This is a genomic window from Streptomyces sp. NPDC002573, from assembly GCF_042889625.1.
GTDB lineage: Bacteria > Actinomycetota > Actinomycetes > Streptomycetales > Streptomycetaceae > Streptomyces > Streptomyces gibsoniae.
Genome location: NZ_JBIARC010000021.1, coordinates 66,082 through 78,800 on the forward strand (window position 1 = coordinate 66,082; position 12,719 = coordinate 78,800).

Here is a 12,719-nt window from a genome sequence, read left to right on the forward strand (position 1 = left end):
CGTTCTCAATGTGCGGTTTCGAAGCCGCCCTCAGACGCGAAGCCCCCGGTTGTTCCCCCGTGATCGGGGGCTTCGTTCTGCCCTGAACACCCTTTCCGGGCGCTGCGAGGCGAGATCCGCTCACACCCGGTCACCATCCGTAGTGCGCCCGTGGCCTCCCACCTCGTCGAACGGCTCGTGCGGCACCCTTCGGTGCGCCGCTCCCCCGCAGGTACGATGCCTCTCGGTGCGACCATCGGACAGCCGCTTCGCGCACTGTTCCAACTCCGGTCCGCGGTACAGCGGTTCGAGCACGACGGCCGGCGGGCACGGGCCCGGCGGTGAACCAACGGGGGCACGGTTTGTGGGGGACGTGATGGACTTCGGCACGCGGGGCCCCGAGGCTCCGGCCGACCTCGCCTGGGTGCGGGGCGTCGACGCCTACACCATGGGCGCCTATCCGCAGGCGGAGGAGGAGTTCCGCGCGGCGGTCCGGATGGATCCCGGGATGGCCGACGGCTGGCTCGGGCTGCACGCGCTGCGCGTGGACACGACGACCGCGCTGCTGCGGATGTTCCGCCATCGCGACCGCTTCGGGGAGCAGCGGGCGCGGCACCGGCGGACGATCAACTCCTGGTACTGGCTGGGCTGGTGGGTGCAGCCGGTGCTGGAGAGCCCGCGCGACCTGCTGCTCGCGCACGCCTCGCACTGGCTGGACGGCCGCCATGTCCCGGAGCTGGACCGGGCACTGGCCGGGCTGCCGCCCGTCGACACCGACGCCCAGGTCCGCTTTCTGCACGCCTGCCGCGCCTACCTCGTCAAGGACTGGGAGCAGCTGGTCCGGCACACCGATCCGCTCATCGACGACCCGATGCTGGGCATCGAGGCCGGGCTGTTCGGCGGGATGGCCCGGGTCCGCCTGGAGATGTACGGCCAGGCCGAGCCGCTGCTGTCCGCCGCGCTGATGCGCTGCCGCAGCGAGCAGCCGCAGCGCAAGGAGCTGCGGTACTGGCTGGCCCGGGCGCACGAGGGCACCGGCCGTTCGGCGGCCGCGCTGCCTCTGTACCGGGCGGTGCACCGGGTCGACCCGGCCTTCATGGACACCTCCGCCCGGCTCGCCGCGATCGCCGAGGGCGACGGGTACGACGAGTCGGTCGACTTCACGTCGGTGGCGTTCGCCGGGGGCGCCGATGCGCTGGACGGGCCGGACTGCCTCGATCCGCTCTTCGGCGCCGAGAGCCGGGAGGTGAAGCTGTCCGAGCCCGAGCCGCCGACGGGCCCGCTGCCGGCGCAGAACGATTTCGTACGGGAGAAGGACACGCCCCCGGCGCCGCCGCTGCCGACGGGCCCCACGGATCCGGCGCTGCTGGAGGAGGCCCTGACCGAGCTGGAGCGGATGGTCGGCCTGGAGCCGGTCAAGCGCCAGGTGAAGGCCCTGTCGGCCCAGCTGAACATGGCGCGGCTGCGGGCGGGCGAGGGGTTACCCGTCCAACCGCCCAAGCGCCACTTCGTCTTCTCGGGCCCCTCGGGCACCGGCAAGACCACGGTGGCGCGCATCCTGGGCCGGGTCTTCTACGCGCTCGGTCTGCTCGGCGGCGACCATCTGGTGGAGGCGCAGCGGGCGGACCTGGTCGGCGAGTACCTGGGCCAGACCGCGGTGAAGGCCAATGAGCTGATCGACTCGGCGATCGGCGGCGTGCTGTTCGTGGACGAGGCGTACTCGCTGTCTAACTCAGGTTACGGCAAGGGCGACGCCTACGGTGACGAGGCCCTCCAGGTGCTGCTGAAGCGCGCCGAGGACAACCGGGACCACCTGGTGGTGATCCTCGCCGGCTACCCCGAGGGCATGGACCGTCTGCTGGCCGCCAACCCGGGCCTGTCCTCCCGCTTCACCACCCGCGTCGACTTCCCCTCCTACCGGCCCCTTGAGCTGACGTCGATCGGCGAGGTCCTGGCGGGCGAGAACGGAGACGTCTGGGACGAGGAGGCGCTGGACGAGCTGCGCTCCATCGCCGGTCATGTCGTGGACCAGGGGTGGATCGACGAACTCGGCAACGGGCGGTTCCTGCGGACGCTGTACGAGAAGAGCTGTGCCTACCGGGACCTCCGGCTGAGCGGATACCCCGGGATCCCCAACCGGGACGACCTGTCGACCTTGCGGCTGCCGGATCTGATGCAGGCCTACGGGGAGGTCCTGTCCGGGCGCGGGCCGCACGATCCGTCGGGTCCCTGAACGGCGGGGGCCGGCGTCCGCGATCGCGGACGCCGGCCCCTGTGGCCTGGAGCACGGTGTCAGCCGGCCACGGCTGCCTGCTCCTCCGGCATGCGCGGCTGGGGCGGTGCCTCCCGGTGGGCCGGGTCCCTGACCTCACCCACGAGGAGTTCCAGCACGTCCTCCAGGGCGACCAGACCGAGCACCCGGCCGGAGCCCTCGGCGACCGCGGCGAGGTGGGTGGCGGCGCGCCGCATCACCGTGAGCGCGTCGTCGAGCGGCAGCTCCGCCGCGAGTGTGATCATCGGACGCCACAGCTGCTGCGGCACCGCCCGCTCGGACTCCTCCAGATCGAGGACGTCCTTGACATGCAGATAGCCCATGAAGGCGCCGTTCTGGCCGACCACCGGGAAGCGGGAGTACCCGGTGCGCGCCGTGAGCGCCACCACCTCGCCGGGGGTCACCGTGGGCGCCACGGTCACCAGCAGCTCCGGGTCGAGGAGGACGTCGGTCACCGGGCGTGAGCCCAGCTCCAGCGCGTCCCCCAGCCGCTCCTGCTCCTCGGGGTCGAGCAGTCCGGCCTGGCCGGCGTCCTCCACCAGCTGGTTGAGCTGCTCGCTGGTGAAGACGGCCTCGACCTCGTCCTTCGGCTCCACCCGGAACAGCTTCAGGATCAGCCGGGCGCAGGCGCTCAGTGCGACCGTCACGGGCCGGCACAGCCGCGCGAACGCGACCAGTCCCGGGCTGAGCCAGAGCGCGGCCTTCTCCGGTGCCGCCATCGCCAGGTTCTTCGGCACCATCTCGCCGATCACCAGATGGAAGAAGACGACGGCGGCGAGCGCGATCACATAGCCGAGGGGATGGACCATTCCGTCGGGCAGCCGCGCCGCCTCGAATATCGGTTCGAGCAGATGGGCCACCGTCGGCTCGGCGACCGCGCCGAGCGTGAGCGAGCAGACGGTGATGCCGAACTGGGCGGCGGCCATCATCTGCGGGAGCCGCTCGAGGCCGTAGAGCACCTGACGGGCCCGGGCGGTGCCGAGCGGCTCGATCTGGCTGCGCCGCACGGACACGAGCGCGAACTCGGCGCCGACGAAGAACCCGTTCACCAGCACCAGCAGTGTGGCGAGCACGAGTTGGAGCAGGCTCATCGCACCGCCTCCGCGACCGGTGCGGGGGCGTCCGCGAGCTTCACTAGCCTGACCCGCTCGGCGCGGTAGTGCTCGACCTGGCGCACGGTGAGCCGCCAGCCGGGCAGCTCGGCCCGGTCGCCGGGCGCCGGGATCCGGCCGAGGAGATCCGCGACGAGTCCAGCGACGGTCTCGTAGGGCCCCTCGGGCACGTCCAGGCCTATGCGCTGGAGGATGTCGACCCGGCAGCTGCCGTCGGCCTCCCAGGCGGGCCGCCCGTCCTCGGGCGGCGCGACCGCGAGTTCCGGCAGGTCCTGCACGTCGTGCTCGTCGCGCACCTCGCCGACGAGTTCCTCGACGATGTCCTCCAGGGTGACGACACCCGCCGTGCCGCCGTACTCGTCGACGACGACCGCGATGGGCTGCTGGCTGCGCAGCAGCTCCAGGAGGGGCTGCACCGGCAGGGTCTGGGGGACGAGCAGCGGCGTCTGGGCGATGCGCACCACGGGGGTGCGCAGCCGTTCGTAGGCCGGCACCGCGAGGGCGTCCTTGAGGTGGACCATGCCGACGACCTCGTCGATCTTCTCTCGGTAGACGGGGAAACGGGACAGTCCGGTGGCCCGGGTCAGATTGACCACGTCCTGGGCCGTGGCGGACGACTGAAGCGCGCTCACCTTGACTCGGGGGGTCATCACATGCTGCGCGGTCAGCTCGCCGAGGGACAGCGTCCGCACGAACAGGTCGGCCGTGTCCTGTTCCAGCGCCCCGGCCCGCGCCGAGTGCCGGGCCAGGGAGACCAGCTCCCCGGGCGTACGGGCGGAGGCCAGCTCCGCCGTGGGCTCGACGCCGAGCGCGCGCACCAGCCGGTTGGCGACCGTGTTGAGGGCCGCGATGACGGGCCGGAACAGCCGGGAGAACAGATGCTGGGGGCCCGCGACGAAGCGGGCGACCTGGAGCGGCCGGGACACCGCCCAGTTCTTGGGGACCAGCTCGCCGATCACCATCTGGGCGGCGGACGCCAGCAGCATGCCGACGATCACGGCTATGCCGTCCGCCGCGCCGTCGGGCATGCCCACGAGGCCCAGGGGACCCCGCAGCACCCGGGTGAGCGCGGGTTCGGCGAGCATGCCGACGAGGAGCGAGGTGATGGTGATGCCGAGCTGGGTGCCGGAGAGCTGGAAGGACAGCTCCCTGAGCGACTCGACGACCGTACGGGCCCGTGCGTCGCCGTCGGCTGCGGCCTTCTCGGCGTCGGCCCGCTCGACCGTGACCAGTCCGAATTCGGCCGCGACGAAGAATCCGTTGGCCAGGATGAGCAGAAGAGCCGCCCCGAGGAGCAGCAGTGCGAGGGTCATGATGCCGCCGCCTCCGCGTCGACGCGTACCGCAGGAGAGCGGTACGCGCTATGTCGGCAGGGGGCGGCGCAGGTACTACAGGACGATCCGTCCATCGCCGGAGGGAGTCACTCCTCGGGTAGCAGGAACCCCTGAGCACCGGGCGGAGCCTCAGGGGCGGAGGCGCAACAGGAACGCCTCTCCCACCAGATTAATCAAGATTCCGTCGTATGTGTCGGGCAGGACCGCCCGGAGTCAGCCCTGATGTCGCTCGAGACCGGCCGTGGACCGGGCCTCGGCGAGCGCGCGCAGGGTGCGCGCGTCCTCGATGGCCCGCTGCTTGGCGATGCCCGGCTGGATGCCGAGCGCGGGCAGGCTGGTGCCGTCGCTCAGGTTCAGGAACACCCAGGGGTCACCCGGACGCAGGTTGACCTGAAGGATCTCGGCCCAGTCCAGACGGCGCCGGCCTGCGATGTTGACGACGGTGACCCCGGATTCGTCGGCGACGACCTTGGGCCGGGCGAGCAGCAGCAGGATGCCGCAGAGAAGGGCCCCTGTGAACACGAAGCTGACACGTTCCCCGGCGGTGAGCGTGTCCAGCAGCAGGGCGACCGCGGTGATCACGGCGAATATGGCGATGCCCGCGGTGACCAGCACGGCCCGGGTGCGGGCGGGGCGGAAGGTCACGGGGAGGGCGGGCAGGTGTGGCAGATCAGGCATCGGTGTGCGATCCCTCACAGACGGCAGGCGTGGATCGCCGTGGTCAGGATGGCACGGGCGCCGATCGCGTACAGGTCGTCCATGATCCGCTGGGCCTCCTTGGCCGGGACCATGGCGCGGACGGCGACCCAGCCCTCGTTGTGCAGCGGGGAGACGGTCGGGGACTCCAGGCCCGGGGTGAGGGCGACGGCCTTCTCGAGCTGCTCGACGCGGCAGTCGTAGTCCATCATCACGTACGTGCGGGCCACCAGGACGCCCTGGAGACGGCGCAGGAACTGCTGGACCTTGGCTTCCTCGGTGTCGGCGCCGGTGCGGCGGACGACGATCGCCTCGGACTTCATGATCGGCTCGCCGAAGACCTCCAGACCCGCGTTGCGCAGCGAGGTGCCGGTCTCGACGACGTCCGCGATGACCTCGGCGACACCGAGCTCGATGGCGGTCTCCACGGCGCCGTCCAGGTGGACGACGGAGGCGTCGACGCCCTGGTCCGCGAGGTGCTTGGCGACGATGCCCTCGTAGGAGGTGGCGACCGTCGTGCCCGCGAGGTCCTCGATGCTGCGCGCGGTGCCGGGCCTGCTCGCGAAGCGGAAGGTCGAGCGGGCGAAGCCGAGCGGAAGGATCTCCTCGGCGTTGGCGCCGGAGTCGATGAGCAGGTCCCGGCCGGTGATGCCGATGTCGAGGCGGCCGGAGGAGACGTAGATCGCGATGTCGCGGGGGCGGAGGTAGAAGAACTCGACCTCGTTCTCCGGGTCGACGATCCTCAGTTCCTTGGACTCCCGGCGTTGCTGGTAGCCGGCCTCATGCAGCATCTCCGCCGCAGGGCCGGACAGTGAACCCTTGTTGGGGACGGCGATGCGCAGCATGAGGTCGGCTTCCTTTGCTCGTTCGTACGGAACTGGAGGGAGGGCTTGCTCAGAGGTGGGCGTAGACGTCGTCCAGGGAGATCCCGCGCGCCACCATCATCACCTGGACGTGGTAGAGCAACTGGGAGATCTCCTCGGCGGCCGCCTCCTTGCCCTCGTACTCGGCGGCCATCCAGACCTCGGCGGCCTCCTCGACGACCTTCTTGCCGATGGCATGGACACCCTTGCCGACCAGCTCGGCGGTACGGGAGCTGGCGGGGTCGCCGTGGACGGCCTTGTGCTGGAGCTCGGTGAACAGCTCCTCGAACGTCTTCTTGGACATGGTGGTGCTAACCCTACGCGCTCCGGACGCTGTCTCAGTGCCAGGGCTCGGATACGGAGCGAAGCGTCGCGGCGGTCGCCACGGCCGCCGTCACGGCCTCGTGGCCCTTGTCCTCGTTGGAACCCTCCAGTCCGGCGCGGTCCAGGGCCTGCTCCTCGGTGTCACAGGTCAGTACGCCGAAGCCGACGGGGACGCCGGTCTCCACGGACACCTGGGTGAGGCCCTGGGTGACGCCCTGACACACATAGTCGAAGTGCGGCGTGCCGCCGCGGATGACGACCCCGAGGGCGACGATGGCGTCGTAGCCCCGGCCCGCGAGCACCTTGGCGGCGACCGGCAGCTCGAAGCAGCCGGGGACCCTCAGCAGTGTCGGCTCGTCGATCCCGAGCTCGTGCAGGGCCCGCAGGGCCCCGTCGACCAGACCGTCCATCACCTTGTCGTGCCACTGTGCCGCGATGACGCCGACCCGCAGGTCGCTCACGTTGCGTACGGACAGCTCCGGTGCACCCTTGCCGCTCACGTCTCTCCTCTGTGCTCTGTTACTGGTTGCCGCAGGCGGACACGGCGGTCGTGTCCAGCCAGGGCAGGTCGTGCCCCATCCGGTCCCGCTTGGTGCGCAGGTAACGGAGATTGTGTTCGCCCGCCTGTACGGGCATCGGCTCCCGCTCGGTGACCTTGAGCCCGTGCCGGGTCAACGCCTCGGTCTTGTCGGGGTTGTTGGTCATCAGACGCAGGCTGTGGACCCCGAGGTCCTCCAGGATCTGGGCGCCGGCCGCGTAGTCGCGGGCGTCGGCGGGCAGGCCGAGCTCCAGGTTGGCGTCCAGTGTGTCGCGGCCGCGCTCCTGGAGTTCGTAGGCGCGCAGCTTGGACATCAGCCCGATGCCGCGTCCCTCGTGGCCGCGCAGATAGACCACCACGCCCCGGCCCTCGGTCTGGATGCGCTCCAGGGACGCCTCCAGCTGGGGGCCGCAGTCGCAGCGCAGGGAGTGGAAGACATCGCCGGTGAGGCACTCGGAGTGCACGCGGACCAGGACGTCCTCGCCGTCGCCGATCTCGCCGTGGACGAGGGCGATGTGCTCGACGCCGTCGGCGGTCGACCGGTAGCCGTACGCCGTGAAGGCGCCGAAGGCGGTGGGCAGACGGACCTCGGCCTCCCGGCGGACCGTGGGCTCGGAGGTACGGCGGTAGGCGATCAGGTCCTCGATCGAGATGATCGTCAGGCCGTGCTTGCGGGCGAACGGAATGAGTTCCGGCAGGCGCAGCATGTGGCCGTCCTCGCCGGCGATCTCCACGATCGCGCCGGCCGGGCGCAGGCCCGCGAGCCGGGCGAGGTCGACAGCGGCCTCGGTGTGGCCGTTGCGGACGAGGACGCCGCCGGGCCTGGCGCGCAGCGGGAAGATGTGGCCGGGGCGGACGAAGTCGCCGGGGCCCGTCTCCCCCCCGGCGAGCAGCCGCAGGGTGGTGGCGCGGTCGGAGGCGGAGATCCCGGTGGTCACACCGTGGGCGCCGCTCGCGTCGACGGACACGGTGAACGCGGTGCGCATCGACTCGGTGTTGTGGTCGACCATCTGCGGGAGTTCGAGGCGGTCCAGTTCCTCGCCCTCCATGGGGGCGCAGATCAGGCCACGGCACTCGCTCATCATGAAGGCGACGATCTCGGGGGTGGCCTTCTCGGCGGCGATGACGAGGTCGCCCTCGTTCTCGCGGTCCTCGTCGTCGACGACGACGATCGGGCGACCGGCCGCGATGTCGGCGATGGCCTGCTCGACCGGGTCGAGCGTGAAGTCCTCGATGTTGTCCATGCTGTACAGGACGGGCGCGGTCGTCATGCGTGGGCTCCTTCCAGTACGGGCCGCGCGGCGTTGCGGGAGCGCAGCCACCAGTCGCGCATGCCCCACAGGACGAGCGCGCCGTAGATGACGTAGACGAATCCGGAGAAGGCGAAGCCGTTGGCGAAGTTGAGCGGGACACCGACGGCGTCGACGAGCAGCCAGGCGAACCAGAACTCGACCATGCCGCGCGCCTGGGCGTACATGGCGACGATGGTGCCGACGAAGATGTAGGCGTCCGGCCAGGGGTCCCACGACAGCGACGGGAAGGCGGTGAACAGGCCCGCCACGGCGAGCGTGCCCACGGCCGCGACGCCGGCCAGGACCGCGCGCTCCGGCCACGTGGCGAACCGCACGGAGACGTGGCCGTCCTCCGCCTGGCCGTTGCCGCGGCTCCACTGCCACCAGCCGTAGCCGGCGACGACCATGACCACGATCTGCTTGCCCGCGCTACCGGACAGATGGGCGGTCGCGAAGGCCGCGAAGAGGATGAGGCCGGACAGGAACTGGGTCGGCCAGGTCCAGAGGGAACGCCGCCAGCCGAACGCCAGGGCGACCAGGCCGATGATGTTGCCGATCATGTCCGACCACTTGATGTGCTGGCCGAACAGGACGAACGCCTCCGAGTTCAGCCAGTTCACCGGGTGGCCCCGTTCGCCAGCAGTCGCTCGACGTACTTGGCGACGATGTCGACCTCCAGGTTGACCGGGTCGCCGGGCTGCTTGAGGCCGAGCGTGGTCAGAGCCAGGGTGGTGGGGATGAGGCTGACGGTGAAGTAGTCGGGGCCCGCCTCGACGACGGTGAGGCTGATGCCGTCGACGGTGACGGAGCCCTTCTCGACGACGTAGCGCGAAAGTCCCGCGGGCAGCGCGACCTTGACGATCTCCCAGTTCTCGGAGGGCGTGCGCGCCAGCACCGTTCCGGTGCCGTCGACGTGGCCCTGCACGATGTGCCCGCCGAGGCGCGCGCCGACGGCGGTGGGGCGTTCGAGGTTGACCCGCGAGCCGACCGCGAGGGCGCCGAGGCTGGAGCGTTCGAGGGTCTCCGCCATGACGTCGGCGGTGAACTCGTCGCCCTCGTGCTCGACGACGGTGAGACAGACACCGTTGACGGCGATGGAGTCGCCGTGTCGAGCTCCCTCGGTGACAACGGGTCCACGCAGCCGGAAGCGGGAGGAGTCGCCGAGATTCTCGACGGCGGTGACCTCACCCAGCTCTTCGACGATTCCGGTGAACACTTCCCGGGTCCTCCTGCCTCTGTAGGGCACGGACTCCGGGGTCTGTCGATGACGACAGCAGACACGAGCGAGAGCACCGGGACGACGACGCCGGACAGAGCCCGTCCCATGGACGAGCCGGTACGGCGGCGCGCACGAATGCCCGCCCGCCGCGCACTGCCTCCCATCCGGACTTTAACCGTCGGTCCAGGAATTTCACCTGGTCAACCGATCGCTGGAAGCGACCGGGTCGCGGACTGTAACCGCCGGTTCGGACTTTCACCGACCCCGGAGTGCGCTGCTTTTGGTACAGGCCCAGTGTGCCACGCTCGATCCGCAGCCATGTGAGTGAACCTGTGTGCGGTGCCTCACACGTTCGGGTGTCGTCTCTCCGGGCCCGTCGAGCGCGTTCTTCGACTCACGCGACGGGACGTCACCGACACCCCCGCACCAGGGACAACGCCCGTCCCATCGACGCCACTTGACGAGTGGTCCATACCTATTGACGCTGTTGGTCTAGTCCTTTTAGGGTCGGCGGTCCCGGCTCGGTGCGCCGTCCCCGAACGGCCCGGCGGCGGTGACGGAGGCCCTTGCCCCGCCGCCGGGCTCTCACCGGGAGGTCTGGGACGCTGGCGGCGTGACCACACACGCCGACGAGTTCGAGATCCACCGTTCCCGCCTGTTCGGCCTCGCCTACCGGATGCTGGGATCCGCCGAGGAGGCGGAGGACACCGTCCAGGACGCGTATCTGCGCTGGAGTTCGGCCGACCGGGAGGATGTGGAGCGGCCCGGGGCCTGGCTCGCCAAGGCCGTCACGAATCTCTGCCTCACCCGGCTCACCTCGGCACGTGCCCGGCGCGAGGTCTACCCCGGGCCCTGGCTGCCGGAGCCCGTGGTCACCTCGGACGGCGCCCTCGGACCGCTGGAGTCGGCCGAACAGCGCGATGCCGTGTCGTTCGCCCTCCTGGTCCTGCTGGAGCGGCTCACCCCCGCCGAGCGGGCGGTGTACGTGCTGCGCGAGGCGTTCGCGTACGGCTACCGGGAGATCGCGGAGGTGCTGGACCTCGGGGAAGCCAACTGCCGTCAGCTGCACCGCCGGGCGACACAGCGCCTGTCCGCGGAGGGCACCCGGTTCGAGGCTGAACCCGAGCGTCAGGCCCGGCTCGTGGAGTCGTTCCTGACGGCGGCCCGCGACGGCGACGTGGCCGAGTTGGAGCGGCTGCTCGCGGCGGACGTCACCTGGTGGGGCGACGGCGGCGGCAAGGTCAGCGCGGCACGGCGGCCGATCGAGGGGCGCGAGAGGGTCCTGCGCGTCATGGCGATCGGGTTCCGGCGCTACATCGCGCCCCTCGGCCTCACGGTCGAGGAGATCAACGGCGCTACGGCGCTGGTGGCCCGGGACGGCGACGAGATCGTCGGGGTCATCACCCTGGAGATCCACGAAGGGGTCATCACTGAGGTGCGCGCGGTGGTGAACCCGGACAAGCTGGCGTTCGTGAAGCGCCAACTCGGCGGGGCCTGAACATGTCACATACGACGGGTGCTGTGCGGTCGTAGCGTCGAAGGGGCGTTCCGGAGGGGAGCGCCCCCGCGCGAAGGGACACAGCGGCATGAGCACGATCCTGGTGACCGGCGGTACCGGAACTCTCGGCCGGCTCGTCACCGAGCGACTGCGGGCGGACGGCCACGAGGTGCGTGTTCTCGCGGCGGCACGCAGACCCGGCAGGGGCCGCCCGACGAACTCGCGGCGGCACGCAGACCCGGCAGGGGCCGCCCGAGGCACCGCCCGGTGGGGCGGTCCCAGGGGCCCCGCGGCCTCCGGTCAGCGGGTCTGTGGCCCGAAGAGGTCGTCCTGCGCGCCGTCCCGTGCGGTCAGCAGCGCGCCGCGCAGGACCGCGCCGCCGCCCAGCACGCTCGCCCGCACCTCGGTCGGCAGCGGTGACATCCGGACCAGCCGCTCCTGGACGAGCCCGGCGAGCACCGGGCCGCCCGCCTGTCCGACCTCGCCGCCGAGCACCACACAGCCGGGGTCGAGGACGGCGGTCACGGACGCGGCGCCGATGGCGAGACGGCCGGCGAGGGCGTCGAGGAAGGCGGAGGCGGTGTCCTCGTCCGGGACGGCGTCCCCGCCGCCACCGATGTCCCGGCCTGCCCCGGCGTCTCGGTCGTCCCCGTCACCCCGGCCCGCCACCGCCCGTACGGCCCGGCGGACCAGCGCGGCCGCGGCCGGGCCGTCCGCCTGGCCGTCGATCAACAGCCCATAGGTACGGGCAAGTTCGGCGATGGCGGCCGCGCCCACCAGGGAGTGGAAGCCCCCTTCGCAGTCCGTCGCCGACGGCAGTGTCGTGGTGCACGGCACCGGCAGGAAGCCGATCTCACCGGTGCCGCCCGAGGCACCGCGGCGCAGGGCGCCGTCCAGCACCACGGCCGCGCCCGTGCCGTGCCCCAGCCACAGCAGCACAAAGGTGTCACGGTCGCGCGCGGCGCCCTCGCGCTGCTCGGCCAGCGCCGCGAGGTTGGTCTCGTTCTCCACGATCACGCGCGCCGGCAGCCGCTCCTGGAGCGCGGTGACCAGCCGGCGGTGCCATTCCGGCAGCCCGCTGGAGTCGCGCAGTTCCCCGGTGGCGGGGTCGATCAGTCCGGGTGCCCCGACCCCGACCGTGTGCAGCGACGCGGCACCGGCCTCCTTGGCGGCGCGCTCCACCAGCGTCACCGCCTGTTCCACCGCGGGCCCCGTACCGGTGTCGCCGCGGATGGGCACCGACGCCTCGGCGAGCACCCCGCCGAGCAGATCGGACACGAGGACGGAGACGCCACCGGTGCGCACGTCGAGGGCCGCGAGATGAGCGCGGTCGGCGACGATCCCGTACAGCCGCGCGTTCGGACCGCGCCGCTGCTCACCCGACTCCCCCACCACCGTGATCAGCCCGGCCGCGGTCAGCCGTTCGGCGAGGTCGGCGACCGTGGGCCGGGACAGTCCGGTGAGCTGCTTCAACTGCCCTGCCGTCAAGGGGCCTTCCTGCTGGAGGAAGCGCAGGGCGAGCCGGTCGTTGATGGCCCGGGCGGTGCTCGGGGATGCGGGCATACCGGGATCCTTCCAGATCGACGGGGCCT

General features: G+C 71.4%; 12 protein-coding genes, 1 pseudogene and 1 riboswitch. Of the genes and pseudogenes, 3 read left to right on the forward strand and 10 right to left on the reverse strand.

All coding sequences use genetic code 11. The features are described 5' to 3' along the window. Positions 1–355 precede the first annotated feature (355 nt). The gene (locus ACFYX0_RS21000) at positions 356–2,212 is read left to right on the forward strand and encodes an AAA family ATPase (protein WP_388972151.1); all 1,857 of its coding nucleotides are present in this window, start codon (positions 356–358) and stop codon (positions 2,210–2,212) included. A 59-nt stretch (positions 2,213–2,271) separates the two neighbouring features. Here the strand turns inward: ACFYX0_RS21000 and ACFYX0_RS21005 are convergent, their stop codons facing one another. From ACFYX0_RS21005 to ACFYX0_RS21045, 9 genes are all read right to left on the reverse strand, one after another. Next, on the reverse strand, positions 2,272–3,342 hold the full coding sequence (locus tag ACFYX0_RS21005) for a hemolysin family protein (RefSeq protein ID WP_355913801.1): 1,071 nt from the start codon (positions 3,340–3,342) through the stop codon (positions 2,272–2,274). Continuing rightward, positions 3,339–4,676: a hemolysin family protein gene (locus ACFYX0_RS21010; RefSeq protein ID WP_355913798.1), complete on the reverse strand. Its 1,338-nt coding sequence runs from the start codon at positions 4,674–4,676 to the stop codon at positions 3,339–3,341. Before ACFYX0_RS21010 ends, ACFYX0_RS21005 begins: the two co-directional genes overlap by 4 nt. 234 nt (positions 4,677–4,910) lie before the next feature. Beyond that, the gene (locus tag ACFYX0_RS21015; protein ID WP_388972152.1) at positions 4,911–5,375 is read right to left on the reverse strand and encodes a PH domain-containing protein; all 465 of its coding nucleotides are present in this window, start codon (positions 5,373–5,375) and stop codon (positions 4,911–4,913) included. A gap of 14 nt (positions 5,376–5,389) precedes the next feature. Continuing rightward, entirely contained in the window at positions 5,390–6,238 is an 849-nt protein-coding gene (gene hisG, locus ACFYX0_RS21020; protein ID WP_388972153.1) for an ATP phosphoribosyltransferase, read from the reverse strand. A 49-nt stretch (positions 6,239–6,287) separates the two neighbouring features. After that, complete coding sequence (locus ACFYX0_RS21025) at positions 6,288–6,560, reverse strand: phosphoribosyl-ATP diphosphatase (protein WP_311695937.1); 273 nt, start codon at positions 6,558–6,560, stop codon at positions 6,288–6,290. 34 nt (positions 6,561–6,594) lie between these two features. Then, on the reverse strand, positions 6,595–7,080 hold the full coding sequence (gene ribH, locus ACFYX0_RS21030; RefSeq protein ID WP_355913792.1) for a 6,7-dimethyl-8-ribityllumazine synthase: 486 nt from the start codon (positions 7,078–7,080) through the stop codon (positions 6,595–6,597). A gap of 19 nt (positions 7,081–7,099) precedes the next feature. Beyond that, positions 7,100–8,389, reverse strand: coding sequence for a bifunctional 3,4-dihydroxy-2-butanone-4-phosphate synthase/GTP cyclohydrolase II (locus ACFYX0_RS21035; RefSeq protein WP_388972154.1), 1,290 nt, complete (start codon positions 8,387–8,389; stop codon positions 7,100–7,102). After that, positions 8,386–9,030: a nicotinamide riboside transporter PnuC gene (locus tag ACFYX0_RS21040; RefSeq protein WP_388972155.1), complete on the reverse strand. Its 645-nt coding sequence runs from the start codon at positions 9,028–9,030 to the stop codon at positions 8,386–8,388. Before ACFYX0_RS21040 ends, ACFYX0_RS21035 begins: the two co-directional genes overlap by 4 nt. Next, complete coding sequence (locus tag ACFYX0_RS21045) at positions 9,027–9,626, reverse strand: riboflavin synthase (RefSeq protein ID WP_311695943.1); 600 nt, start codon at positions 9,624–9,626, stop codon at positions 9,027–9,029. The genes ACFYX0_RS21040 and ACFYX0_RS21045 overlap by 4 nt, the downstream gene beginning before the upstream one ends. 149 nt (positions 9,627–9,775) lie before the next feature. Further along, positions 9,776–9,906, reverse strand: a riboswitch (FMN riboswitch). Between the two features lie 336 nt (positions 9,907–10,242). Here ACFYX0_RS21045 and ACFYX0_RS21050 point away from each other — a divergent pair. Beyond that, positions 10,243–11,127 carry an RNA polymerase sigma-70 factor gene (locus tag ACFYX0_RS21050; RefSeq protein WP_388972156.1) on the forward strand — a complete coding sequence of 295 codons (885 nt, stop codon included), beginning with the start codon at positions 10,243–10,245 and terminating at the stop codon, positions 11,125–11,127. An 88-nt stretch (positions 11,128–11,215) separates the two neighbouring features. After that, a pseudogene (locus ACFYX0_RS21055) lies at positions 11,216–11,326 on the forward strand (NAD-dependent epimerase/dehydratase family protein); the annotation flags it as partial. A 101-nt stretch (positions 11,327–11,427) separates the two neighbouring features. On the opposite strand, the gene ACFYX0_RS21060 reads toward ACFYX0_RS21055, so the two are convergent. Next, a complete protein-coding gene (locus ACFYX0_RS21060; RefSeq protein WP_388972157.1) occupies positions 11,428–12,690 on the reverse strand; it encodes an ROK family transcriptional regulator in 1,263 nt (420 codons plus the stop codon). Positions 12,691–12,719: the final 29 nt, after the last annotated feature.

Excerpts from the sequence above, each read along its gene's own strand:
- hisG (WP_388972153.1), bottom strand. The coding sequence starts at position 6,238 with ATGCTGCGCATCGCCGTCCCCAACAAGGGTTCACTGTCCGGCCCTGCG.
- ACFYX0_RS21005 (WP_355913801.1), bottom strand. The coding sequence starts at position 3,342 with ATGAGCCTGCTCCAACTCGTGCTCGCCACACTGCTGGTGCTGGTGAAC.
- ACFYX0_RS21015 (WP_388972152.1), bottom strand. The coding sequence starts at position 5,375 with ATGCCTGATCTGCCACACCTGCCCGCCCTCCCCGTGACCTTCCGCCCC.
- ACFYX0_RS21010 (WP_355913798.1), bottom strand. The coding sequence starts at position 4,676 with ATGACCCTCGCACTGCTGCTCCTCGGGGCGGCTCTTCTGCTCATCCTG.
- ACFYX0_RS21060 (WP_388972157.1), bottom strand. The coding sequence starts at position 12,690 with ATGCCCGCATCCCCGAGCACCGCCCGGGCCATCAACGACCGGCTCGCC.
- ACFYX0_RS21025 (WP_311695937.1), bottom strand. The coding sequence starts at position 6,560 with ATGTCCAAGAAGACGTTCGAGGAGCTGTTCACCGAGCTCCAGCACAAG.
- ACFYX0_RS21000 (WP_388972151.1), top strand. The coding sequence starts at position 356 with ATGGACTTCGGCACGCGGGGCCCCGAGGCTCCGGCCGACCTCGCCTGG.
- ACFYX0_RS21035 (WP_388972154.1), bottom strand. The coding sequence starts at position 8,389 with ATGACGACCGCGCCCGTCCTGTACAGCATGGACAACATCGAGGACTTC.